Origin of the sequence: Streptomyces sp. NBC_00370 (assembly GCF_036084755.1) — a bacterium.
Taxonomy (GTDB): Bacteria; Actinomycetota; Actinomycetes; order Streptomycetales; family Streptomycetaceae; genus Streptomyces.
Genome location: NZ_CP107968.1, coordinates 2,964,321 through 2,988,481, shown reverse-complemented (window position 1 = coordinate 2,988,481; position 24,161 = coordinate 2,964,321). Strand labels below are relative to the sequence as shown.

Genomic DNA, 24,161 nt, shown 5'->3' with positions numbered 1-24,161 from the left:
TGGAACTCTCCCGGGGCAGAAATCGGACAACGGACTCTTGACGTCTGTAGGTGGCACTCATATTGTGTACAAGTCACATACAATCACAGACGGCCTCGATCGGAGGGCGTGAAGTGCGGCGACTCACAGCACTTGCGGATCTCGTCCCGTTGGAGCCGGTCCTCGTGACCGTCGAGGGACGCGATGTGGCAGTCGTACTCATCACGGACGAGGTGTACGCATTCTCTCCCATCTGCACCCATAGAGCAGCCCCCTTGATCGAGGGAGCTGTGACCTGGAAGCGCACCGTGCTGTGTCCCTGGCATCTGGGGACCTTCAGTCTGCGCTCCGGCGCGGCCCTCGCGGGGCCCTGCCGGGTGCCGCTGGCCACGTACCCGGTGACCGTGCTCGACGGTGAGGTCTTCCTCGACGCCGAACCGTCCCACGACACGAAGGGACCTGACGATGCGCAGGGAGATCTCCGTCCGGATGCAGGACGTCGAGCCCACCCGGGGCAGGGAGGGCCTGACCTACGTACTGATGGGGCTCAAGGGTGAGGGCCACTGGGTCCATGTGCTCGACGTGCCCGCCGGCTATCAGTCCGAGGCGCATTTCCACGACTACGACCAGTTCCAGGTGGTGATCGCCGGGACGGTGGACATGGCGGGGGAGATCCTCACCCCCGGCAGCGTCCACTTCACCGACGCGAGAACCCCCTACGGCCCGTTCACCGCGGGCCCCGAAGGTCTCACGATGATGATCATCCGGCCCGGCGCCGACCAGAAGGGCGCCCGCACACCGGTGCGCACCGTCATCGACAAGGTGAAGGAAGCGCAGCGGCGCCAGGCGCAGACCGAGACACCGAGGAAGGCGTGATCATGAACAGCGCGGACGGCCCGAACAGCGCGGAAGGACCGCTCGCCGGGCTGCGGGTCCTGGAGGTGGCAGGACCGCTCGGTGCCTACACCGGGAAGCTGCTGGGCGACTTCGGGGCCGAGGTGGTCCTGGTGGAGCCGCCCGGCGGCGCGCCGGAGCGCGGCCGGGGGCCGTTCGTGGCCGGTGAGCCGGGCCTGGAGCGCAGCCTGGAGTTCGCGTACCTCAACACCAGCAAGCGCGGGCTCACCCTCGACCTCGACTCGGCCGAGGGGCAGGACACCTTCCGCAGGCTCGCCACCACGTACGACGTGGTCCTCGACGGCAGCGGTGCGGCGTCGGCGATGACCGGGCGCGGCCTCGGACACGAGCAGCTCTCCGCGCTCAACCCGCGGCTGGTCTACACGGCCGTGACGCCCTTCGGCCTCGACGGTCCTTACGTCGATTACCGCGCCACCGACATCGTCCTGATGGCGATGGGCGGCCTGCTGTCGCTGGGCGGTTACGCCGACGGGCCGCCGGTACGGGCCTTCGGCGACCAGGCGTGCCTCGCGGCCGGCCAGTTCGCCGCCGTCGGCACGATGCTCGCCGTACTGGAGGCCGAACAGTCCGGTACGGGACAGCTCGTCGACGTGTCGGCGCAGGAGTGCGTGGTCATGGCACACGAGAACGCCGTGCAGTTCTACGACCTGGAGAAGGTCGTCAAGCACCGCAACGGCGTCGACCAGCGGCAGGCCGGCGTCGGGGTCTACCCGTGCGCGGACGGCCATGTCTATCTGCTGGCCAAGGGCCTCGGGGTGTTCTGGGACGAGCTCGTCGGCTGGCTGGAGGGCGAGGGCGTCGAGGGCGCGGCGGGACTGCGCGACCCGAAGTGGAAGTCCGACGAGTTCGCCATGAGCGCCGAGGGCAAGGCGGAGTTCCTGACGATCTTCAACCGGCTCGCGCTGCGCTCCACCAAGGCCGAGCTGTACGAGGCGGCCAAGCGCATCCGGCTGCCGCTGTGCCCCGTCAACACCCCCGCCGACCTGGTCGCCAGCCCGCAGCTCGCCGCCCGCGACTACTTCGTGGACGTACCGCACCCGGCCACCGGGACCACCCTGCGGATGCCGGGCGCCCCCTACAAACTCGCCGCATCCCCGGCCCGGGTGCACCGCCCGGCGCCGCGCCTCGGCGAGCACACCGCCGAGATATACGCCGAACTCGCCGCAGCCGGCGGCCCGGCCGGTGCGACAACAGACCCCACCACGGACCCCACCACAGCGGGAGCGAAGCGATGACGGGATTGCCACTGCGCGGGGTCCGCGTCGTCGACTTCACCTGGCTCGGCGCCGGGCCCTACACGACCCGTACGCTCGCCGACCACGGCGCCGAGGTGATCCGCGTCGAGTCGTCCAAGCGGATGGACCGGCTGCGCGTCCTGCCGCCGTTCCGCGACGGTGACCGCGCCGGGAGCGTCAACCGCAGCGGGTACTACGCCGACCGCAACAGCAACAAGCTCAGCGTGACGTTCAACCTCAAACACCCCGAGGCGGTCGCGCTGGTACTGCGGCTGATCGCCCAGAGCGACATCGTCACCAGCAACTTCACCCCCGGCACGATGCGGGGCCTCGGCCTCGGCTACGACGAGGCACGGGCCGTCAAGGACGACATCATCTACATCGAGATGGGCATGCAGGGCGCGTACGGGCCCGACGCCTCGCTCGTCGGCTACGGCCAGACCGTGAGCGCGCTCACCGGCCTCTACCACCTGTCCGGGCTGCCCGGCCGGCTGCCCGTCGGTACGGGCACCAACTACCCCGACCATGTCGCGGCCCCGGCCCACTCGGCGTTCGCGCTGCTCGCGGCGCTGCGGCACCGCAGGCGTACCGGCGAGGGCCAGTACATCGACCTCTCGCAGGCCGAGACGATGGTCTCGCTGCTCGGGCCGACGATCCTCGACCACACCGTCAACGGCGTCGACCAGGGCCCCCGGGGGAACCGGTCGGCCGAGGCGGCCCCGCACGGGGTCTACCCCTGCGCCGGCGACGACCGCTGGCTCGCGCTCGCCGTCGCCACCGACGAGGAGTGGAAGCGGCTCGTCGGTGAACTCGACGCCGACGAACTCGCCGCCGACCCGCGCTTCACCAGCCTCGCCGAGCGGCACCGCAACCACGACGCGCTGGACGCCGAACTCGCCGAACGTACCCGCACCCGGGACGCCTTCGAGCTGATGAGACGCCTCCAGGAGCGCGGCGTCCCCGCCGCCGTCATGCAGACGTACCAGGACCTGGTGGACGACGACCCGCAGCTGCGCCACCGCGGCCACTTCGCCGTCCTCGACCACCCCGAGATGGGTCCCAGCGTGTACAACGCACCGCCGTTCCGGCTGCCGGCGCTCGAAGAGCCGGTGATGCGCACGCCCGCGCCGCTGTTCGGCCAGCACACCCGCGAGGTCTGCGGGCGGCTGCTCGACCTGGACGGCGCCGAGATCGACCGGCTCGTCGAGGACGGGGTTCTCAAGTGAGCGCCCCTGGCGGCGGCGCGGCCATCGTCGGCGTCGGGCTCACCCCGCAGGGCAAGCTGCCGGGCTCCACCAACCTCTCGCTCCAGACCGACGCCTTCACGCTCGCGCTGGCCGACGCCGGACTGCGCAAGTCCGACATCGACGGGCTGGTCTCCGAGCCCGGTACGACGGACATGCACTGGGCGCTGGACTATCTGCGGCTCGGCCGCGCGCTGGGCATCAACCCCGCGTACACCGGCAGCTTCGCGATGGGCGGCGCCACGGCGGGCAACCTCGTCCAGCTGGCGGCGATGGCGGTGAACGCGGGCATGGCCGACTATGTCGCCTGCTGCTTCGGCGACGCGGCGAAGACCGGCAAGAAGCGCCCCCTCCAGGCGGCGGGCGGCTATCTCGGCGTCGAGACCGCCAACAACTCCGCCTGGGGCGCGTTCGGCGCGGCGACCTGGAGCGCGCTCACCGCCGACCGGCACATGGCGCTGTACGGCACGACGAGCGAACAGCTCGGCGAGGTCGCCGTGGCGGCCCGCTCGCACGCGGCGCTGAACCCGGCGGCGATGATGCGGAAACCGATCACCCTCGCCGACCACCAGGAGTCGCGGATGATCGTCGAGCCGTTCCATCTGCTCGACTGCTGCCTGGTCAGCGACGGCGGGGCGTGTGTGATCGTCACGTCGGCCGAGCGCGCCAAGGACCTCGCCCAGCCGTCCGTCACCGTCGCCGGGATGGGCCAGGGCTTCATCACCCAGGACCACGAGTGCGAGGACTGGTGGTACGGCCCGCACCAGAAGGCGGCGATGGACCGCGCCTACGCCATGGCGGGGCTCGGGCCCTCGGACGTCGATGTGGCCGAGCTGTACGACAACTTCACCATCAGCGTCATCCTCTGGCTGGAGCACGCCGGGTTCTGCGGGGTCGGCGAGGGCGGCGCCTTCGTCGAGAACGGCCGGATCACCCTCGGCGGCGAGCTGCCGGTGAACACCCACGGCGGCCATCTCTCGGCCGGGCACCCACAGGGCTGGTGGACGCTGATCGAGGCGGTGGAACAGCTGCGCGGCGCCTCAGGACCGCGGCAGGTCCCCGACGCCGAGGTGGCGCTGGTCGGCGGGCGCGGCCTGGTCCTGAACACCGCCAGCGCGCTGGTTCTGACGAAGGGCTGACGGACATGGCCGACTCGCACACCACCCCCGAACGCGAATCCGCGCCCGAGCCCGCGCCCGAGCCCGGACTTCCGCCGAAGCCGCTGCCCACCGTGGACGAGCACAACGAACCGTTCTGGACGGGCGCGGCACACGGCACCCTGCGGATGCAGCGCTGCCTGGACTGCGGTCACATCCGCTTCCCGATCCAGCCGCTCTGCCCGCGCTGCATCTCCGGGCGCCTGGAGTGGACGGACCTGTCGGGGCGCGGCGAGGTCTTCTCGAAGGCCGTCTACCGGCGCGCCTTCCACCCCGCCTACCGGGCGGACGTCCCCTACAACCTGGTCATCGTCCAACTGGCCGAAGGGCCACGGATGTTCAGCAATGTCGTCGGCGAGGGCCACGAGACGGCAGCCGTCGGGGACCCGCTCCAGGTCGTCTTCGACCGGGTCGCCGACGGGATCCACATCCCGCGCTTCCGACGGCTGCCGGCGGCCGACTGACCTCAGCGGGCGGGGCGACCCGTACCGACCGCACGACGAACAGGAGCCTTTCGTGGACAGGACGACCGGACGGATCGTCGACTATGCCCGCGCCTTCACCAAGGACGATCTCGCCGAACCGGTGCTGACCTCGGCGCGCAACCACCTCTTCGACACGATCGCCGTCGCCATCGCGGGGACGAAGGCCGAGCCCGCCCGGATCGCCGCCAAGCTGGCCGCCACCTCGCGCGGCGAGCCGGGGGCCACGCTCATCGGACACGGCCACGGCGTCGCACCGGACATGGCTGCCTTCGCCAACGCCGTCATGGTGCGGACGTACGACTGGAACGACGGCATGCAGGCCAAGGCGGGCGGCCATCCCAGCGACATGATCCCCGGCATCCTCGCGGCGGGCGAGATCGCCCACTCCAGCGGGACGGACGTGCTCATCGCGATCACCCTCGCCTATGAACTCCTCGGCGGGCTCGGCGCCTCGACCGACCGGGTCAACTTCGACCAGGGCCTGTTCATGGGCGCCGCCACGGCGCTCGCGGCCGGCCGGCTGCTCGGCCTCGACCGCGAACAGCTCGGCCACGCCGCTTCGCTGGCGCTGACCACGGCGCTGCCGCTCGGTGTCCACCGGTGGGGCGCGCTGTCGATGACCAAGGGCGCCTCCACCGCCTTCGCCGTACGCAACGGCTTGTTCAGCGCGCAGTTGGCGCGGGACGGCTTCACCTCGGCGCCCGACCCGGTCGAGGGGTACTACGGACTCTGGTCGGTGACCGGGGAGTTCGAGCCCAAACTGCCGGTGCTGCCCGGCGGGCCCAGCGTCATGGAGATGGCGCACCAGAAGACGGTGCCCGCCGAGAGCCAGGTGCTCGGGCTGCTCGACCTCGTGCCGGAGCTGCGGGCCTGGTGTCCGGTCGAGGACATCGAGTCGATCGAGATCACCATGTCCGAGCGGGCGACCCGGCATGTCGCCGACCCGCCCAAGTACGACCCGCGGACCCGCGAGACCGCCGACCACAGCCTGCCGTACATGCTCGCCGTCGCCCTCGTGGACGGCGGGATCACCCTCGACTCGTACGTCCCGGAGCGGTTCCTCGACCCGGCGCTGCGTCCCGTCATGCGGAAGATCACGGTCAAGGCGAGCGACGAGTTCAGCCACATCAGGTCCCAGGTCGACGGGGTGACCAGGGCCCATCCGGTGCGCGCCGTGTTCCGTACCCGCTCGGGCGAGGAGCGCGTCGAGGAACTGCGCTACCACAAGGGCCACTTCCGCGATCCGATGACGCGGGAGGACATCGACGTCAAGTTCGACAAGACCTGCCTGGGCGTGGTCGGGGGCGCGCAGAAGGAACTCATCCGCACCGCGTGGTGGGACGTCGAGAACGCCGCGGACATCGGCGAACCCATCGCCCTGCTCGCCCACTTCGAGGAGTCGTAGATGCGCATCACCGTACGGATATCGGCGCCGCCCACCGAGCGGGACGGGCAGTTCGACGCGTCCGCGTTCACCGAGCGCGTCGAGCGCGCCGACGGCTACGGCTTCGACCGTATCTCCGTCGGCGACACCCAGCTGAACAACCTGGAGTGCTTCTCGGCGCTCGGTCTCGCCGCCACGCGTACGAAGCGGGCGCTGCTCGGCCCCGGCGTTACCAACGCCGTCACCCGCGACGTCGGGGTGATGGCGAACGCGCTGGCCAGCCTCGACGTGATCAGCGGCGGCCGGGCGTTCTGCCTGATCGCGCGGGGCGACGGCGCGGTACGCAACGCCGGGCTGAAGCCCGCGACGGTCGCCGAGATGCGGGAGTACTTCCTGGCCCTGCGCGACCTGCTGCACACCGGCAGGGCCGACTTCGGCGACCGGCACGTGCGGCTGCCGTGGGCGGGCAAGCTCGGCCACAAGGTGCCGCTCTACCTCGTCGCGGAGGGGCCGCGGATGCTGCGGATGGCGGGCGAGATCGCCGACGGGGTCTTCGTCGGCTCGGGCCTGACCCCCGAGGTGGTGCGCGAGACGCTCGACACCATCCACGCCGGCGCCAGGTCGGCGGGGCGCGACCCCGCCGAGCTCGACATCTGGTGGGACACCCGCAGCGGTATCGCGCTGACCCACGAGGACGCGCTGTACCGCGCCAAGGAGAGCCTGGCGTCCGTCGGCAACCACGCGTTCCGCGCCGGTTTCGAAGGCAAGCACGTCCCGGCGGAGCTGTATCCCCAACTCCGGCTCTACCAGCAGCGCTTCGACTACTCGGAGAAGGGGACATCGGCGCAGAACGGCCCGCTGATGGACGAGCTGGGGCTGACCGAGTACTTCACCGAGCGGTTCGGCGTCGTCGGCACACCCGAGGAAGTGGTGCGCAGGCTGCGGGAGTTGCAGGCCATGGGAGTGACCCAGATCAGCATGGCCAGCCACAACAGAGGGCTCAAGGGCGTACCGGACAGCGTCGAGCTGCTGGGCGAACACGTGCTGCCCGCCCTGGTGTGAATCCCGGCCCGGTGGCGGGGCGACGAGCGAGGAGTGCGAAGTGAGCATCAAACGCAAGGCGTTCATCGTCGGGGCCTACGAGCACCCCGGGCGCCGACTGCCGGACACGTCCGTGCCGCAGATCCACGCGGAGGTGGCGCTCGGCGCCGTCGCCGACGCGGGGCTGACCCTGGACGACGTGGACGGTCTGTTCACCGGCCGGGACACCCCCGGCGCCGGCGGCCTGTCCCTGGCCGACTACCTCGGCCTGCGGAACCTGACCTATCTGGACTCCACGGAGAGCGGCGGCGCATCCCCGCTCTACCACGTGGGCCACGCGGCGGCGGCCATCGCGATGGGCAAGTGCAGCGTCGCGCTGGTGACGCTGGCGGGCAAGGCCCGCAGCGGCGCCGGCGGCGGGGCGGCCCCACCCGAGGACCCGTTCGAGCTGATCTTCGGCGCCCGGCCGCCCCTGGCCAGTTACGCGCTCGCCGCGCGCCGCCACATGTACGAATTCGGCACGACCAGCGCGCAGCTGGCGGAGGTCAAGGTCGCCGCGTCGCTGCACGCCCAGCACAACCCGAACGCCTTCCTGCGCAAGCGGCTCACGGTTGATGACGTGCTCAACTCGCCGCTGGTGAGCGACCCGTTGCACCGGGGGGACTGCTGTGTCGTCACCGACGGCGGCGGCGCGATCGTGCTCGTCTCCCCGGAGATCGCCCGGGACCTGCCGCGCCGCTCGGTCGCCGTACTCGGCCACGGCGAGGCGGCCAAGCACAGCGACGGCGGGAAGGTCGACGTCACCTACACCGGCGCCGCTTCCGCCGGGCCACGGGCCTTCGCCGAGGCGGGCGTGACACCCGCCGACATCGACTACGCGTCGCTGTACGACTCGTTCACCATCGCCGTCGTCGAGCAGCTGGAAGACCTCGGCTTCTGCGCCAAGGGGGAGGGCGGCGCCTTCGTCCAGGACGGCGGTCTCGTCGCACCCTTCGGGAAGCTGCCGTTCAACACCGACGGCGGCGGCCTCGCCAACAACCACCCCACCAACCGGGGCGGCATCACCAAAATCATCGAAGCCGTACGGCAGTTGCGCGAGGAGGCCAACGCCCCTGTGCAGGTTCCCGACTGCGCACTGGCCCTCGTCAGCGGCATCGGCGGCGACCTGGCAGCGCGGATGCGCAGCGCCGTACTCGTGCTCGGAAGGCAGGACGCATGACGTACCCGGCGAGTGAAGTCGTCGAGGAACCGGCGCTGTTCGCACCCGCGCCGGAGGTCGCGCCCGAGCTGCGGGAGTTCTGGGACGCGACGTCCGAAGGGCGGCTGCTGCTGCGCCGCTGCACCGTCTGCGACGAGGCGATCTGGTACCCGCGCCCGGTCTGCCCGTTCTGCCATTCGACCAGGACGGTGTGGGAACAGGCGTCGGGTCGCGGTCACATCTACACGTACTCGGTCGTCCGGCGCGGCACGGGCGGTTACGCCGACGCTCCGTACGTCCTCGCCTATGTCGAACTCGCCGAAGGGCCAAGGGTGATGACGAACATCGTGGACTGCGACACCGACGCGGTCGAGATCGGCCAGGCCGTCGAACTCGTCTTCCACCGCACGGCGGAGGGTACGGCCCTGCCGCGCTTCCGCCCGGCGAGGTGAGCGCTCCGATGACCATCGACAAACGCGTCGCCTCGGCGGCCGAGGCCGTCGCCGGCATCGCCGACGGAGCGAGCCTCGGCATCGGCGGCTTCGGCCCGTCCCGCACCTACGCGGCGCTGATCCCGGCCCTGCTGGAGCGGGGTACGAAAGACCTGCGTGTCGTCGCCAACTCGGTCGGCGGGAACCCCAACTCGATCTGGACGCTGCTGGAGAACCACCGGATCCGGCACATCACCGTCTCCATCTCGCGCGGCGCCGACGAGTACATCCGCTCGGGGGAGATCGGCATCGAGCTGGTGCCGCAGGGCACGCTGGTGGAGCGGCTGCGGGCCGGCGGCAGCGGAATCGCCGCCTTCTACACCCGTACCGGATACGGCACGAAGGTCGCCGAGGGCAAGGACGTCCGGTGGTTCGACGGCGCACCGCACTTGCTGGAGCGGGCGATCAGCCTCGACTTCGCGTTCATCAGGGCCGACCGCGCCGACCGGTACGGCAACGTGTCCTTCCGGGGCGTCGGCGCCAACCTCAACCCGAGCATGGCCAAGAGCGCCAAGGTGGTCGTGGTCGAGGCGCGCGAGGTGGTGGACGGCTGGCTCGACCCGGACGAGGTCGACCTGCCCGGCACCTTCGTGACCCGGGTGCTCCAACAGGCCCCGGAGACGGTCCCGTTCCCGAAGCAGCGCCGGGGCGGCGTCGACATCGACACGCCTGTCCGGTACGGCGGCAAGCCCGGCTGGACCCGGCGCGAGATGGGGCGGGTGGCGGCAGGGCTGCTGCCGTCCGGCGCGTACGTCAACCTCGGTCTCGGCATCCCGACCGTCGTCTCCAACTTCACCGAGGGCCGGGGCGTCGTCACCCACGCGGAGAACGGGATGCTCGGGGCCGGGCCTGACGCCACCGCCGCCGACTACGACCAGGACATCTACAACGCGGCCAGCGGCTACGTCCGACTCGACCCGGGCGCGGCCTTCTTCGACAGCCTCACCTCGTTCGAGATGGTGCGCGGCGGGAAGATCGACGTGGTGATCCTCGGCGCCCTCCAGGTCGACGCGCTGGGCAACCTCGCCAACTGGGCGACCGCCGACCGGCAGGGCGGCACGATCGGCGGGGCGATGGACCTGGCGGCGGGCGACGCGACGCTGATCGTGATGATGCCGCACCTCGCCAACGACGGCTCCCAGAAGCTGGTCGAGCGCTGCACCTTCCCGCTGACCGGCACCGGCTGTGTCGATCTCGTCGTCACCGATCTGTGTGTGCTGCGCAGAACCGCCGGCCGTTTCCACCTCGAAGCGACCGCACCGGGCTTCACGGCGGGTGAGATCGCGGACCTCACCGAGCTGACCTTCGACGTGCCCGGATGAGCCCCGCCGACCATGCCCTGTCCGCCGGTCACTCACTGACGGCCGGTGTCGCCGGCCTCGTCCACGACACCACGGACCAGGACATCCCGCCCGAGGCCAGGGAGGCGGCGCGGCGGGCGCTGCTCGACACCGTCGGTGTCGCGCTGGCCGGCAGCGGCGAGGAGTGCGTACGGATCCTGCGCGACGTACTCGCCCCGGACACCCCGCCCGACGGCGGTGCCACCCTGCTCGGTTCGGGCCGGTGCGGCAGCGCGCTCGACGCGGCGCAGCTCAACGCGACGGCGGCGCACGCCCTGGACTTCGACGACACGCACGCCGCGATCCGTGGTCATCCGTCGGCGACGATCGTCCCCGCGGCGCTGGCGGCCGCCGAACTCGTCGGCGCCGGTGGTGCCGAGCTGATCACCGCGTATGTCCTCGGTCTCGAAGCCGCCGCCCGGGTCGGCGCCAGCCTCGGCCCCTCGCACGCCCGCCAGGGCTTCCACTCCACGGCGACCCTCGGCGTGCTCGGCGCGGCAGCGGCGAGCGCCCGGCTGCTGCGGCTCGGCCCGGCGCGGACGGCGACGGCGCTCGGCATCGCCGCTTCGAGCGCGGCGGGACTCCGGCTGAACTTCGGCTACATGACCAAGCCGCTGCACGCGGGCAACGCGGCACGCGCCGGACTGCTGGCGGCGCTGCTCGCCCGGCGCGGGTTCACCGCGACGCCGTCCGTGCTCGACGGTGAGCGCGGCTTCACCGCCGTCTTCTCGCCGGGCGACGGCGACCCGGCCGCCATCGGGAGCCCGCGCGCCACCGGCGGCTGGCAGGTGCTCGACCCCGGTATCGCGGTGAAGAAGTACCCCTGCTGCAACCGGGGCCACCGCGCGGCCGACGCGATCCTCACCCTCGTACGCCGGCACGGCTTCGGCGCGGCGGACGTGGACCGGATCGAGGTCCGGATGCCGGCCGGTGAGGTCGACGCCGCGGGGCGGGTCGGGCCCATGACGTATCCGGCGCCGGTGACCGGGCTCCAGGCGAAGTTCAGCATGCAGTACGTGCTGGCCGCCGCCGTCCTCGACGGCGGCCTCGGCATCGATGCCTTCACCGACGGGCAGGTGGCCCGGCCGCGGGCGCGCCGGCTGCTCGCGCGGGTACGGCCCGTCGCCGACCCGGACCGGCCCGCCGCCGACCCCGAGTTGAACTACGTCGAGGTGGTGGTCCGGTTGGTGGACGGGCCCGAGCTGACCGAGCGCGTCCACTTCTCGCGCGGCGACCCGCGCGGCGGGCTCCCGCTGAGCGCGGCCGATCTCGCGGAGAAGTACCGCGACTGCGCCGGGACCGTACTGCCCGCAGGGCAGGTGGCGCGTTCGCTGGAACTCTTCGGCGTACTGGACGGACTGCCCGACGTCAGGCCGCTGACCGGCCTCCTCGGCGGCAGCCTGTGACCTCGGCCTTCCGGGCGCTGCGCACCCGCAACTACCGCCTGTGGGTCTCCGGGACCGTCCTGTCCAACACCGGCACGTGGATGCAGCGCACGGCGCAGGACTGGCTGGTGCTGACCGTGCTGACGCATCACTCGGGGCTCGCGGCCGGCATCACCACCGGGCTCCAGTTCGCGCCGCTGCTGCTGCTCTCGGCGCACGCCGGGGTGCTGGCCGACCGGTTCCCCAAGCGCCGGGTGCTGATGTGCACCCAGACGGTCATGGGGCTGAGCGCGCTCACCCTCGGCCTGCTGGTGGTGACCGGCGCCGTCGAGCTGTGGGAAGTGTTCGTCTGCGCCTTCGGGCTCGGGCTCGCCGCCGCCTTCGACAACCCGGCGCGCCAGGCGTTCGCCTCCGAGGTGGTCGCCCGGCAGGACGTCACGAGCGCCATCGGCATGAACAGCGCGTCCATGAACATCGCCCGGCTGATCGGCCCCGGCGTCGCGGGCGTGCTGATCGCCGACTTCGGCACGGGGCCCGCCTTCCTGATCAACGCGGGCAGTTTCGTCGCCGTACTGACCGCGCTGATCCGGATGCGGCCCGCCGAGATGTTCCTGGGCGAGCGGCTGCCGCGCGGCCGTGGTCAGGTGCGGGAGGGGGTGCGCTATCTGCGCTCACGGCCCGACCTGCTGCTGATCTTCTTCATCGCCGGGATGGTCGGCACGTTCGGCCTCAACTTCCAGATCACCAACGCCCTGATGGCCACCGGGGCCTTCCACCGGGGTGCGCGGGAGTACGGGCTGCTCGGCTCCGTGATGGCGATCGGTTCGCTGAGCGCCGCGCTGCTGGCGGGCCGCCGTGAGCGGCCACGGCTGCGACTGCTGATCTTCGCGGGGCTCGCCTTCGGCACGTGCATGACGGCGGGGGCGCTGATGCCCAGCTATCCGCTCTACGCGGTCATGCTCGTCCCCATCGGGCTCTGCTCGATCACGCTCATGAACAGCTGCAACACCGCCGTGCAGATGTCGACCCCGCGGCACATGCGCGGCCGGGTCATCGCGCTGTACGTCATCGTCTTCCAGGGCACGACCCCCCTCGGCGCGCCGATCGTGGGGTGGCTGGGCAGCACCTTCGGGGCGCGCTGGTCGGTGCTGGTCGGCGGCTTCGCCGCGCTGCTCGCCATCGGGGTCGCGATGGCGGTACTGGCCCGCCGCCCCGCCATCGGAGCCCGCTTCGCCGCCGCGCTGCGCGAGGAGTCGGACGGCGACGCGGACCGCGGCGGCGCCGTGGCCGAGCGCGAGCCCGAGCGCTGACCCCTCTTGCTCTCGCACTGCCCCGAGCGTACGCTGCGATTGCATGCAATGCTTCCTGCGTGTTTCCGAACAGGGTCTCCGCAGTTGAGTTAGCGCACCATATGTCCGCGCAAACCAGGGTATTCAGTCACCTGTATTTGCATAGTTGACGCATGCAATCGGCGCATGTCATCTGTCCGGCGCGAGATGGGATCGGGTTTGTGATCATCGGTCAGCAAGTAGCAGAGACGCTCCACGGCCTGGGGCTGCGGCGCGTGTACGGCCTGCCGGGCGAGGACCACATGGCCCTGCTCGACTCCTTCGCCGCCGTGGGTCTTGAGTACTGCACCGCGTTCAACGAGTCGTCCGCCGTCATCATGGCCGCGACCGACGCCCAGCTGACCGGGCTGCCGGGCGTCGTCGTCCTCTCGCTGGCGCCCGGTGTGAGCAACGGCGTCAACGGCCTGCTCAACACCTATCTCGAAGAGGTCCCGCTGCTGCTGATCTCGGGCCAGCACCCGGCGGGCCGGCTGCCGTTCGTCGTCCGGCAGGGCTTCAACATCGAGCAGTTGGTGACGCCCTCGACCAAGTGGCAGGCGAAGCTCACCGCCGACATGGACGTGCCCGCCGTGATCGGCCGGGCGGTCGACGAGGCCATGACCGGCCGGCAGGGCCCGGTGTATCTGGAGATACCCGACGCCGTCGCCACGGCCGAGTCCACGGCCGACGACGCGGCGGCCGCGCTCGCCGTCTCCCGGCTGCGGGCGCACTGGACAGCGGCGAGCCGGCCGTCCGGCGCCCCCGCCGACGGCGCGGCGCTCGAAGGACTCGCCGCACGGCTCGATCGCGCCGAGCGACCCGCCCTGGTCCTCGGCGGCAGGCACCGCCGGGTCAGCCCCGAGACGGTGGCGGCCTTCGCGGAAGCCTTCCGGATTCCGGTGTTCACCACCTCCCGGCAGAAGGGTGTCCTGCACGGCGGCTCGCCGTACTTCGCGGGCACCTTCCTCAACGGACGGCTGGAGAAGGAACTCCTCGACCGAAGCGACCTGGTGCTGATGATCGACCCGGAGTCCTTCGACTACTACAACAAGGCGTGGTGCTTCGGCGCCGAAGCCGTCGCGATCACCGACTCCCTCTTCACCGAGTGGGGCAACCCCTTCGCCGAGCAGTACGTCGTCGACCCCGAACCGGTACTGACCGCGCTGCTCGCGCGCGGCGGCGGCGCCTCGCGGTGGACTCCGGCCGACGTCGCCGCGTACCGCTTCACCCTGCGCGCCAGTCTGCTGCCCACGGGCTCCGCCGGTCTGTCGGTCGCGCACGCGGTCGACGCCGCGCTGGACGCCTGGCCCGCTGACGGTTATCTCGTCGCCGACGCGGGATTCAGCAAGCCGCTGATCGCCATGCTGAGCGAGCCGACCGTGCCCGACCACTACCTGGCCTCCAACGCCCTCTCCACGATGGGGTATTCGATCCCGGCGGCGGTGGCGGCCCGCAGGGCGGGCGCCCGGCCCGTGCTGTCCTTCCTCGGCGACGGCTCGCTGCTCATGCGAGCCACCGAACTGATGGTGTCGGCGCAGGACGGCGCGCCCGCGGTCTTCGTCGCGATCATCGACCGCGCGCTGACCCAGATCGAGGTGAAGCAGGAGCGGCGGAAGCTGACACCGGTCGGGGTGAAGCTCCCGTCGTTCTCCTGCGCCAAGCTCGCCGACGCCTTCGGCATCGAAGGGCTCGACGTCGACAACGCCGACGATCTGCGCGCCGCCGTCGCCAAGGGGATCCAGGGCGACCGGCCCGTACTGATCGGCGCCCATGTCGACCCGGCCCCCTCCCGGGTCCTCTTCGAACTGCTGCGTGGGTGAAGGGAAGATGACCATGCCTACCGTCGCCGTACTCGACTTCATGCCGCCCGCCTCCCGTGACGTCATCACGGAGCTGTTCGGGACCGACTTCGAGATCGTCTTCGTCCCCGACAACTCGGCCGCCGCCAAACGCACCGCCGCCGCCGACGCCACCGTGCTGCTGACCATGTGGGGCGCGGTGGACGCGGACACCCTCGCCGCCGCTCCCAAGGCGCGGCTCGTCCAGAAGCTGGGCGTCGGCGTCGACAAGATCGACAGCGAGGCGGCTGCCGCGCGCGGGGTCGTCGTACTGAAAGCGGCGGGGATCAACGCCGAAGCCGTCGCCGAACTCGCCGTCCTGCTCACCCTCGCCGTCGGGCGGAATCTGCCCAAGGCCACCGAGGCGGCCAGGACCGGGCAGGTGGTGAAGGAGGCGCTGCGCGCCGAGTCCTTCCAGCTGCTCGGCAAGACCGTGGGACTGCTCGGCCTCGGCCATATCGGCCAGGCCGTCGCCCGCAGACTCGGCGGCTTCGGGGTCGAGTTGATCTACCACGACCTGCGCAGGGCGGCGCCCGAGGTGGAGGCGGAGTGCGCCATCCGGTACGTGTCCGTGGACGAACTCGTCGCCACGGCCGACGTGTTGTCGCTGCATCTGCCGAGCACCCCGGCGACCGACCGGATCATCGGCGCCGATGTGCTCAGCAGGACCAAGCCGGGGCTGATCCTGATCAACACCGCGCGCGGCTCGCTCGTGGACGAACACGCCCTGGCCCAGGCGATCAAGGACGGCCGGGTGCTGGGCGCGGGACTCGACGTCACGGAGACCGAGCCGATCCCCGCCGACTCGCCGCTGCTCGGCCTGGAGCGCGTCGTGCTCACCCCGCACGTCGGGGGAGCGGTCGCGAACAACTTCCCCCGGGTGATCGGCCGCGCCCACCGCAACGCGCGCGCCGTGCTCGACGGCGGCACGGTCGAACCCGCCGACATCGTCGTCTGGCCGGCGGAGGTGAAGTGATGCGGTCCGAACCGGAGATGCGGCCCGAACTGGCCCTCTTCTTTCCCGAAGGCCCCCTGCCGAGCGCCTTCGTCGACGGCGAGTGGCACCACAGCGGCGGCCCGGCGCTGAGCGTCGAGAACCCCGCCGACCGCGCACAGCTGGCCACCCTCGCCGACGCCACGGACGACGACGTCGACCTGGCGGTCGTATCGGCGCGCGCCGCGTACGTCCGGACCTGGCGCGACCTCGGCGGCGTGGCGCGCGGCCGGATCCTCGCCGACATCGCGGCCGGTATCCGGCGCGCCGCCCCCGAACTGGCCCGGCTGGAGACCCTCGACACCGGGAAGCCGCTGCGCCAGGCGCGCTCGGACGTCGAAACGGCCGCCCGTTACTTCGAGTTCTACGCGGGCGCCGCCGACAAGCTGTACGGGCAGACCATCCCCGGTGAGGGCGACTACTGGTCGTACACCCTGCGTGAGCCGTACGGCGTCGTCGGCCACATCACGCCCTGGAACTCCCCGGTCAGTCAGCTGTGCCGGGGCGTCGCGCCCTGTCTCGCGGCGGGCAACACCGTCGTCGTCAAGCCGTCCGAGGTCACCCCGCTGTCGAGTCTGGCGGTGGCCCGGCTGTTCACCGAGGCGGGACTGCCCGCCGGGGTGTGCAACATCGTGGCGGGCCGCGGCGGTACGGCGGGGGCGAGTCTCGTCCGGCACCCGGACGTCGCGCATGTCGGCTTCACCGGCTCTGTCGCCACCGGCAAGCAGATCCTGCGGATGGCCGCCGAGAAGATCATCGGCGTCAATCTGGAGCTGGGCGGCAAGTCCCCGACGATCGTGCTGCCCGACGCGGACCTCGAAGCCGCCGTGCAGGCGGGCGCCATGGCCGTCGTTCGCAACGCGGGCCAGTCCTGCTTCGCCACGACCCGGCTGCTGGTGCACCGTTCGGTCGCGGAGGAGTACGCCGAGCGCCTCGCCGAGGCCGTCGCCCATCTGACGGTCGGACCGGGCCTCGACGACCCGGACCTCGGGCCCCTCGCCTCGGCGCAGCAGCTGGAGAAGGTGCTCGACGCCATCGCTTCCGGTGTCGCCGAGGGGGCCGTACTGGCCGTGGGCGGCACCCGCCCGGAGGGCCTTGCCGGGCACTTCGTCACCCCGGCCGTACTGACCGGGGTCGGCAACGGCATGCGGGTGGCGCGGGACGAGATCTTCGGCCCCGTACAGACCGTGCTGACCTTCGACGACCTCGACGAGGCGGTCGCCCTCGCCAACGACTCGGTGTACGGCCTGGCGGCCGGTGTCTTCACCCGGGACATCGGCACGGCGCACCGGCTGGCCCGGCGGCTCGAAGCCGGTCAGATCCAGATCAACCGCTATCCGATGGGCGGGGTCGAGACCCCCTTCGGCGGCTACAAGCACAGCGGCCTCGGCCGGGAGAAGGGGCTCGCGGCGCTTGAGCACTACTCCCAGCTCAAGACCGTGATCGTCAGCAACTGAAGGCTCCTGGCAGACACATGAAGAGGTGCGATCGAACGTGAGCAGTGAGCAGACCAAGAAGCATGTGGTGGTCGTGGGCGGCGGCAACGCCGGCTTCTGCGCGGCCCTTTCGGCGGCCGAGAAGGGCGCCAGGGTCACCCTGCTGGAGCGGGCGCCGTTCGCGAGGAGCGGGGGCAACACCGCCTTCACCGCGGGGGCGATGCGGGTGGCGTACGAAGGCGTGGACGACATCCTGAGCCTCGTGCCCGACCTCAGCGACGAACTGCGCGAGGTCACCGACTTCGGGCGCTACGACGAGTCGGCGTTCTTCGACGACCTGGCCAGGGTGACCAAGTACCGCGCCGATCCCGACCTGGCGCAGACCCTGGTCTCGCGCAGCCTGCCCACCCTCCAGTGGATGCGGTCCCAGGGCGTGCGCTTCATCCCGATCTACGGCCGGCAGGCGTTCAAGGTCGAAGGCCGCTACACCTTCTGGGGCGGGCTGACGATCGAGGCCGTCGGCGGTGGCCAGGGGCTGATGGAGTTCCTGGTCAAGGCGGCGAAGAACGCGGGCGTCACGGTCCGCTACGACACCCGCGCCATCGATCTGAAGACCGGCCCGAACGGGGTGCGCGGCGTCGCCGTACGGTCGGGCTGGCAGGACGAGACGATCGACTGCGACGCCGTCGTGCTCGCGGCCGGCGGCTTCCAGGCCAACACCGAGTGGCGGACCCGCTACCTCGGCCCCGGCTGGGACCTCGCGCGGGTGCGCGGCAGCTCGTACAACACCGGCGACGGCATCCGGATGGCGCTCGACATCGGTGCGAGCCCGGCGGGCAACTGGTCGGGCTGCCACGCGGTGCAGTGGGACCTGAACGCCCCCGAGTTCGGTGATCTCGCGGTGGGGGACGGCTTCCAGAAGCACAGCTATCCGTGGGGCGTCGTGTTCAACGCCGAAGGGAAGCGGTTCATCGACGAGGGCGCCGACTTCCGTAACTACACGTACGCGATGTACGGCCGCCGTGTCCTGGAGCAGCCGAACCAGGTCGCCTGGCAGGTCTTCGACGGCAAGGTGCAGCATCTGCTGCGCGACGAGTACCACATCAAGGAAGCCACCCGGGTCACCGCGAATTCGCTCGAAGAGCTGGCGAAGAAGCTGGACGGCATCGACGTGGACGCGTTCCTGCGGGAGGCGAAGGCGTACAACGCGGCCGTCGACCAGTCGGTGCCGTTCGACCCCAACGTGAAGGACGGCCGCTCGGCGACCGGCCTCGACGTACCGAAGTCGAACTGGGCGAACACCCTCGACACCGCGCCGTTCTCCGCGTATGCCGTGACCTGCGGGGTGACGTACACCTTCGGCGGGCTGCGCATCGACCAGCAGGCGCGCGTCCTCGACACGGGCCTCGAACCGATCCCCGGACTCTTCGCCGCGGGTGAACTCGTGGGCGGGCTCTTCTACTTCAACTATCCGGGCGGTTCGGGGCTGACCAACGGCGCCGTCTTCGGCCGGATGGCCGGCGCGGGAGCCGCCGCGGCTTGACCCGCACGACCCTTGACGCCACGGGAACACGAGAATACCGTCACGTATACACGCGGTATGCAATTCAGGGACAGGGTGGTGACGCGACCACGCGATCACTATCCGCCCCTGAACCCGTTCCGGCAAGAAGCCGGTCAAAACGGGTCTCCCATTTCGGCAGCGAATGCAAGCGAATTCAAGCGAACTCCGCGAAAGCGAGGAGGTTCAGCGCGTGGACAAAACAACCGACCAGCTGGTCAGCTATGCGAGGTCATTCGGCGCCGACCAGCTGACCGGGCCCGTACGCACGGCAGCGGTCGACCGGATCGTCGACTCGGTCGCCTGCGCCGTCGTCGGTTCGCTGGCCGAATCGGCCCGTATCGCTGTCGAGTCCGTACGCGGTGTACACAGTGACCGGCCGGCGACCGTCTTCGGCGCGGGGCTCAGCACCACACCCGAGCTGGCGGCCTTCGCCAACACCAGCATGGTCCGCGCGTACGACTGGAACGACGGGATGCTCGCCCAGGGCGGCGGCCACCCCAGCGACATGATCCCGGCGGTCATCGCCGCGGGCGAGACGGTCCACGCGAACGGCGAACAGATCCTGCTCGGCGTCACCCTCGCCTACGAACTGCTCGGCGCCCTCGGCAATGTCGCGCCGACCCGGGCGCGCGGCTGGGACCAGGGCACCTTCATGGGAGTCGCGGCGGCGCTCGCCGTCGGCCGGATGCTCGACCTCACCGAGGACCAGCTGGCCAACGCGGTCTCGCTCGCGCTGGTCCCGCACATACCGCTGCGGGTGAACAGGACAGGGCTGCTCTCCATGTGGAAGGGGTGCGCCTCGGCCTCCGCCATGCAGAGCGCGCTGTTCGCGGTCCGGCTCGCCCGGCACGGCATGACCGGGCCCGACGAGCCCTTCGAGGGCAAGTCGGGCCTGTTCGAGCAGGTCACCGGCGCCTTCGAGCTGACGCTCCCGGCCGATCCCGGCGGCCGGATGGTCGTGCAGATCTCGCATCTCAAGCAGTACCCCGCCGAGACGCACAGCCAGGCGCTGCTGGGGCTGATCCCGGCCGTACGGGCCTGGCGGCCGGTGGAGCGGATCGAGTCGATCGAGATCGAGACGTACTGGCAGGCGTACCACGAGATCGCGATGCACCCCTCGAAGTGGGACCCGACGACCCGCGAGACCGCCGACCACAGCCTGCCGTACCTGCTGGCCCTCGCCCTGGTCGACGGGCACATCGACACCCAGACCTCCTTCACCCCGGAGCGGATCGCCGATCCCGCGCTGCGGCCCGTGATGCGCAAGATCTCCGTCACCGAGGACAAGGAATTCACCGCCGGATTCCGGCCGCCGGGAAAGGGGATCTCCGGAGCGCCGCGCGCCCGGCTGATCGTCACGGCGACCGACGGCGAGCGGTTCAGCGAAGAAGTCGGATTCCACCGGGGGCATTTCAGGAACCCGATGTCCCGGGCCGACATCGACGCGAAATTCGACGCGGCGAGCGCGCGCCGGCTGTCCGGGCCGGACCGCGACCGGATCCGCCAGGCCTGGTGGGCCGTCGCCGACACCCCGGACATCACCGAACTGATGGCCCTGACCGGCACCTTCGACGGGAGCAGCTGAATGGATACCGACCAGGGCTTCCGTCATGTCCGGCAGCTCGACTTCGACCGGCTCGCCCAGCTCACGGACACCGACCGGTTCTCCCAGAAACTCATCGACCACACCAGCGGCGGCGACCATCTCGCCGTGGGCTACATCCGTACCCCGCCGGGCGGCGGGTCGCCGCGCGGTCTGCACACCCACGCGTGGGAGCAGATCTTCTACATCCTTGAGGGAACGATGGAGATCGAAGTCGAGGGGGAACGTTTCTCCGCCACCCCCGGCACGCTCGTCGTCTTCCCGGCAGGGACCCCGCATCGCAACTGGAACGCGTCGCAAGCGCCGACGGTGCACCTCGCGATGAACAGCCCCCTGCCCGTCCCGAACGCCCCTTCGGCGCATACCAGCTGATTGGCAGTCCCATGATCGAGATCAATGAGAAATTCAGCGTCGCGGCCGTTCCCGACGAGGTCTACGCCGTCCTGTCCGACCCGCACGCGGTCGTCGAGTGCGTCTCCGGGGCCGAACTGGGCGAGCAGCGGGAGGACGGCAGCTACCACGGCACCATGACGGTGAAGTTCAGCGCGCTGCGCGTGAAGTTCGCCGGCAAGATCCTCCTCGAACTGGACAGGGAGGCCCGCTGGGGCAAGGTCGTGGCCAGCGGCCGTGACGGCCAGGGCGGTACGAAGTTCCAGGCCACCGCCGAGTTCACGGTGGTCGAGGGCGACGACGGCAGCGCCGTCGGCACCGTGTCGGGGCAGGTCGAGCTGAACGGCAAGCTCGCCTCCGTCATCGAGAACGCGGCGACGGCGGTCGTCCGCCGGATGACCGCCGACTTCGTCGAGGCCCTGTCGATGCGCTGCGCCAGCAGCTCGACCACGCTCGGCCCCGCGGTCGTCGCCCCCGCACCGGCCGCGGTGCCCGCAGCCGAGCAGGCCGTGGCGTCGCCGGGAAAAGCTGACGAGCGGCCGCCGGCCCCGGCAGCCGCGCCCGCCGCTGCGGCCGCGACCGTCGGCGTGCTGCTGCTGCACGACTTCGGCAGTTCACCGAGCGGACTGCGGCCGTGGGGCGAGGCGTTCGCCGCCGCCGGCATGGCGGCGAGCATCCCGCGCCTCGCCGGACACGGCACCCGCTGGACCGACCTGCACCGCACCACCTGGCAGGACTGGTACGACGGCGCCGAGCGCGCCCTGTCCGAGCTGAAGGGCGCGCACGACCAGGTGTTCGTGATGGGCCTCGGCCTCGGCGCCACCCTCGCGCTGCGCCTGGCAGAGCAGCGCGCCGGCGACATCGCCGGGGTCGTCGCCGTCAACCCCATGTTCTCGCCGCCGCAGGGGACGCCGAAGGCACTGGGCCTCATGCGGTACATCAGACGCTCCGTACCGGCGGCCGTCGGCGACATCAGGAAGCCGGGTGTGAAAGACGTGGGCTACGACAGGACGTCGCTGCGGGCCGCCCATTCGCTGGCCGCCTTCGGCGCATTGGTACGGGCCGGGCTGCGCACCGTCAAGCTGCCGGTGCTGGCCGTCACCAGCGGCGTCGACCATGTCGTCGCCGCCGCCGATCTCGCGATGCTCGTGGACGCCTTCTCGGCGGAGCAGCACCGCCATGTGGTGCTCCCGGACAGCTATCACGTCGCCACGCTGGACAACGACGCACCCACGCTGTTCAGCGAGAGCGTCGCCTTCGTCAATTCCCACGCACTAGTGAGCCGGCCGTGAAGTCGGGGGAGGAACGGGTCAGCGTCATGGAGACGACTTCAGTGACCGAGGCCGCCACACTGCCCGCGGAGCCGATACCCCCGGTGGACGGGCCGAAGAAGACGGACCCGTCCGACAAGGGGTTCTCGGGATTCCTCAAGCGCCGTTCCATGACGCTGATCGGGATCGCCTCCGTGCTGGTGTTCCTGGCGCTGTGGGAGTGGGTCAGCGACCAGGGGATCGTCAACCCGCTGTTCTGCAGCTCGCCCCACCGCATCTGGAACACCCTCTCCAACCTGGCCACCACGGGCCAGTTGTGGCCGAACCTGTCGGTCAGCCTCCAGGAGTTCGGCTGGGGCTTCCTGCTGGCGATCGTCGTGGCCATCCCGGCCGGCATCCTGATCGGCTGGTACCGGCCGGTCGAGGCGATCTTCGACCCGTTCGTGACGTTCCTGAACGCCGTGCCGCGCGTCGCGCTGCTGCCGCTGCTGATCATCTGGATCGGCATCGGCATCAACCTCAAGATCGCCGTGGTCTTCCTGGGCGCGCTGATCGCGATCCTGATCAACACGATCACCGGCATCAAGGCGCTGGACCCTCAACTGCTCACCATGGCCAAGTCGTTCGGCGCCAGCGACTTCAAGATCTTCCGGACGATCGCGCTGCCGGGGTCCGTGCCGTACATCCTCAGCGGTATCAGGTCGGGGCTCGGCCACGCGCTGACCGGCGTCGTCGTCGGTGAGCTGTACGCGTCGACCACCGGTGTCGGGCACCTGATCGCGGTCGCGGGCAACACCTTCCAGACCGACCTGGTCTTCGCCGGCGTGGTCATCATCGCCGTGCTCGGCCTGGTGTCGACCTGGATCCTCGGGCTGATCGAGCGGAGGTTCCAGTCCTGGCGGCAGCCCGCCGTCCGGTGAAGCGGTCCGCAGGAGCGCTTCGTCCCGTGCCCGCCGCCCCGGCGGGCACGATCGGTCCGACAGAGGGAGCAGGACAGATGGTCTCCACCCGTACCCCGGTCTCCAAGCCCGGCTCCGCCGAGCCGGGCGACAGCCGCGGGGTCGGCCTCAGCATCCGTGATGTCTCGGTCGAGTACACCACGGCGCGGGCCGGCACCAAGCGTGCGCTGCACGACATCAACCTCACCGTCGAGAAAGGTGAGTTCATCTGCATCGTCGGCACCAGCGGCTGCGGCAAGACGACGCTGCTCAAGGCGATCGACGGACTCGTACCGATCACCGGCGGGGTGATCGAGGTCAACGGCAAGGCCATCAAGGGCCCGGGGCACGACCGGGCGGTGGTCTTCCAGGCGCCCTCGCTGCTGCCCTGGCGCTCGGTCGAGGGGAACATCACCTACGGCCTGGAGATGCGCGGCGGTACGAAGTCCAAGGAGGCCAAGAAGACGGTGCGCGACCTGATCCGTCTCGTCGGTCTCGAAGGCTTCGAGCACTCCTTCGCCGGCGAGCTGTCGGGTGGTATGCAACAGCGGGTGAATCTGGCCCGCGCACTCGCCGTCGACCCCGAACTGCTGCTGCTGGACGAGCCGTTCGCGGCGCTCGACGCGCAGACCCGCGAGGCGATGCAGACGGAACTGCTCAACATCTGGGAGCGCACGCACAAGACGGCGGCGTTCATCACGCACCAGATCGACGAGGCGGTCTATCTCGCCGACCGGGTGGTCGTCATGACCGCGCGGCCCGGCCGGATCCGCGAGACGATCGAGATCGACATCCCGCGCCCGCGCAGGCCCGAACTCCGCCGTGACCCGCAGTTCGTGGCGTACTGCGACCGGATCAGGGCCATGATCGAAGAGGAGGGGCTGTCCACCGCCCCGACGGCCGCCGTGTCGTAACCCCCGGCACGACGGCCGTCTCACCTCGCAG

At 70.8% G+C, this 24,161-nt stretch carries 22 protein-coding genes; all 22 read left to right on the top strand.

Annotation, left to right across the window (positions count from 1 at the left end; translation table 11 throughout):
* Window positions 1-50 precede the first annotated feature (50 nt).
* Window positions 51-536, top strand: a complete 486-nt coding sequence (locus OHS57_RS37770) for a Rieske 2Fe-2S domain-containing protein (protein ID WP_078863641.1) — start codon at window positions 51-53, stop codon at window positions 534-536.
* Window positions 445-855 (top strand): cupin domain-containing protein, encoded by a 411-nt coding sequence (locus tag OHS57_RS13155; RefSeq protein ID WP_041989550.1) that lies wholly within the window; start codon window positions 445-447, stop codon window positions 853-855. The genes OHS57_RS37770 and OHS57_RS13155 overlap by 92 nt, the downstream gene beginning before the upstream one ends.
* Window positions 856-857: 2 nt before the next feature.
* Window positions 858-2,129 (top strand): CaiB/BaiF CoA transferase family protein, encoded by a 1,272-nt coding sequence (locus OHS57_RS13150; protein ID WP_328582027.1) that lies wholly within the window; start codon window positions 858-860, stop codon window positions 2,127-2,129.
* Window positions 2,126-3,355: a CaiB/BaiF CoA transferase family protein gene (locus OHS57_RS13145; protein ID WP_041989553.1), complete on the top strand. Its 1,230-nt coding sequence runs from the start codon at window positions 2,126-2,128 to the stop codon at window positions 3,353-3,355. Before OHS57_RS13150 ends, OHS57_RS13145 begins: the two co-directional genes overlap by 4 nt.
* Window positions 3,352-4,512, top strand: coding sequence for a thiolase family protein (locus OHS57_RS13140; protein ID WP_041989555.1), 1,161 nt, complete (start codon window positions 3,352-3,354; stop codon window positions 4,510-4,512). Before OHS57_RS13145 ends, OHS57_RS13140 begins: the two co-directional genes overlap by 4 nt.
* Before the next feature lie 5 nt (window positions 4,513-4,517).
* Entirely contained in the window at window positions 4,518-4,994 is a 477-nt protein-coding gene (locus OHS57_RS13135; RefSeq protein WP_328582026.1) for a Zn-ribbon domain-containing OB-fold protein, read from the top strand.
* 52 nt (window positions 4,995-5,046) lie between these two features.
* Window positions 5,047-6,420: an MmgE/PrpD family protein gene (locus OHS57_RS13130; RefSeq protein ID WP_041989557.1), complete on the top strand. Its 1,374-nt coding sequence runs from the start codon at window positions 5,047-5,049 to the stop codon at window positions 6,418-6,420.
* Window positions 6,421-7,461, top strand: a complete 1,041-nt coding sequence (locus OHS57_RS13125; RefSeq protein ID WP_041989560.1) for an LLM class flavin-dependent oxidoreductase — start codon at window positions 6,421-6,423, stop codon at window positions 7,459-7,461.
* 40 nt (window positions 7,462-7,501) lie between these two features.
* Window positions 7,502-8,659 carry a thiolase domain-containing protein gene (locus OHS57_RS13120; protein WP_041989563.1) on the top strand — a complete coding sequence of 386 codons (1,158 nt, stop codon included), beginning with the start codon at window positions 7,502-7,504 and terminating at the stop codon, window positions 8,657-8,659.
* The gene (locus OHS57_RS13115; RefSeq protein ID WP_041989565.1) at window positions 8,656-9,090 is read left to right on the top strand and encodes a Zn-ribbon domain-containing OB-fold protein; all 435 of its coding nucleotides are present in this window, start codon (window positions 8,656-8,658) and stop codon (window positions 9,088-9,090) included. The genes OHS57_RS13120 and OHS57_RS13115 overlap by 4 nt, the downstream gene beginning before the upstream one ends.
* Before the next feature lie 8 nt (window positions 9,091-9,098).
* Window positions 9,099-10,451 (top strand): 3-oxoacid CoA-transferase, encoded by a 1,353-nt coding sequence (locus OHS57_RS13110; RefSeq protein ID WP_328582025.1) that lies wholly within the window; start codon window positions 9,099-9,101, stop codon window positions 10,449-10,451.
* Window positions 10,448-11,875 carry an MmgE/PrpD family protein gene (locus tag OHS57_RS13105; protein WP_328582024.1) on the top strand — a complete coding sequence of 476 codons (1,428 nt, stop codon included), beginning with the start codon at window positions 10,448-10,450 and terminating at the stop codon, window positions 11,873-11,875. Before OHS57_RS13110 ends, OHS57_RS13105 begins: the two co-directional genes overlap by 4 nt.
* A complete protein-coding gene (locus OHS57_RS13100) occupies window positions 11,872-13,164 on the top strand; it encodes an MFS transporter (protein ID WP_041989571.1) in 1,293 nt (430 codons plus the stop codon). The genes OHS57_RS13105 and OHS57_RS13100 overlap by 4 nt, the downstream gene beginning before the upstream one ends.
* Before the next feature lie 200 nt (window positions 13,165-13,364).
* Window positions 13,365-15,002: a thiamine pyrophosphate-binding protein gene (locus OHS57_RS13095; RefSeq protein ID WP_328582023.1), complete on the top strand. Its 1,638-nt coding sequence runs from the start codon at window positions 13,365-13,367 to the stop codon at window positions 15,000-15,002.
* A gap of 13 nt (window positions 15,003-15,015) precedes the next feature.
* Window positions 15,016-15,996: a 2-hydroxyacid dehydrogenase gene (locus tag OHS57_RS13090; protein ID WP_328582022.1), complete on the top strand. Its 981-nt coding sequence runs from the start codon at window positions 15,016-15,018 to the stop codon at window positions 15,994-15,996.
* Window positions 15,996-17,471: an aldehyde dehydrogenase family protein gene (locus OHS57_RS13085; RefSeq protein ID WP_328582021.1), complete on the top strand. Its 1,476-nt coding sequence runs from the start codon at window positions 15,996-15,998 to the stop codon at window positions 17,469-17,471. Before OHS57_RS13090 ends, OHS57_RS13085 begins: the two co-directional genes overlap by 1 nt.
* A gap of 37 nt (window positions 17,472-17,508) precedes the next feature.
* On the top strand, window positions 17,509-18,993 hold the full coding sequence (gene tcuA / locus OHS57_RS13080; protein ID WP_198533285.1) for an FAD-dependent tricarballylate dehydrogenase TcuA: 1,485 nt from the start codon (window positions 17,509-17,511) through the stop codon (window positions 18,991-18,993).
* A 211-nt stretch (window positions 18,994-19,204) separates the two neighbouring features.
* Complete coding sequence (locus tag OHS57_RS13075; protein WP_052457108.1) at window positions 19,205-20,599, top strand: MmgE/PrpD family protein; 1,395 nt, start codon at window positions 19,205-19,207, stop codon at window positions 20,597-20,599.
* Window positions 20,600-20,989, top strand: coding sequence for a cupin domain-containing protein (locus tag OHS57_RS13070; RefSeq protein WP_052457109.1), 390 nt, complete (start codon window positions 20,600-20,602; stop codon window positions 20,987-20,989).
* An 11-nt stretch (window positions 20,990-21,000) separates the two neighbouring features.
* Window positions 21,001-22,299, top strand: coding sequence for a serine aminopeptidase domain-containing protein (locus tag OHS57_RS13065; RefSeq protein WP_328582020.1), 1,299 nt, complete (start codon window positions 21,001-21,003; stop codon window positions 22,297-22,299).
* Between the two features lie 26 nt (window positions 22,300-22,325).
* Window positions 22,326-23,198, top strand: coding sequence for an ABC transporter permease (locus OHS57_RS13060; protein WP_157874358.1), 873 nt, complete (start codon window positions 22,326-22,328; stop codon window positions 23,196-23,198).
* 77 nt (window positions 23,199-23,275) lie between these two features.
* Window positions 23,276-24,130, top strand: a complete 855-nt coding sequence (locus OHS57_RS13055; RefSeq protein WP_078863647.1) for an ABC transporter ATP-binding protein — start codon at window positions 23,276-23,278, stop codon at window positions 24,128-24,130.
* Window positions 24,131-24,161 lie beyond the last annotated feature (31 nt).

Coding starts and splice junctions, on each gene's coding strand:
- OHS57_RS13150 (WP_328582027.1), top strand. CDS start 858: ATGAACAGCGCGGACGGCCCGAACAGCGCGGAAGGACCGCTCGCCGGG.
- OHS57_RS13065 (WP_328582020.1), top strand. CDS start 21,001: ATGATCGAGATCAATGAGAAATTCAGCGTCGCGGCCGTTCCCGACGAG.
- OHS57_RS13085 (WP_328582021.1), top strand. CDS start 15,996: ATGCGGTCCGAACCGGAGATGCGGCCCGAACTGGCCCTCTTCTTTCCC.
- OHS57_RS13135 (WP_328582026.1), top strand. CDS start 4,518: ATGGCCGACTCGCACACCACCCCCGAACGCGAATCCGCGCCCGAGCCC.
- OHS57_RS13145 (WP_041989553.1), top strand. CDS start 2,126: ATGACGGGATTGCCACTGCGCGGGGTCCGCGTCGTCGACTTCACCTGG.
- OHS57_RS13115 (WP_041989565.1), top strand. CDS start 8,656: ATGACGTACCCGGCGAGTGAAGTCGTCGAGGAACCGGCGCTGTTCGCA.
- OHS57_RS13125 (WP_041989560.1), top strand. CDS start 6,421: ATGCGCATCACCGTACGGATATCGGCGCCGCCCACCGAGCGGGACGGG.
- OHS57_RS13055 (WP_078863647.1), top strand. CDS start 23,276: ATGGTCTCCACCCGTACCCCGGTCTCCAAGCCCGGCTCCGCCGAGCCG.
- OHS57_RS13110 (WP_328582025.1), top strand. CDS start 9,099: ATGACCATCGACAAACGCGTCGCCTCGGCGGCCGAGGCCGTCGCCGGC.
- OHS57_RS13090 (WP_328582022.1), top strand. CDS start 15,016: ATGCCTACCGTCGCCGTACTCGACTTCATGCCGCCCGCCTCCCGTGAC.
- OHS57_RS13070 (WP_052457109.1), top strand. CDS start 20,600: ATGGATACCGACCAGGGCTTCCGTCATGTCCGGCAGCTCGACTTCGAC.
- OHS57_RS13155 (WP_041989550.1), top strand. CDS start 445: ATGCGCAGGGAGATCTCCGTCCGGATGCAGGACGTCGAGCCCACCCGG.
- OHS57_RS13105 (WP_328582024.1), top strand. CDS start 10,448: ATGAGCCCCGCCGACCATGCCCTGTCCGCCGGTCACTCACTGACGGCC.
- OHS57_RS13060 (WP_157874358.1), top strand. CDS start 22,326: ATGGAGACGACTTCAGTGACCGAGGCCGCCACACTGCCCGCGGAGCCG.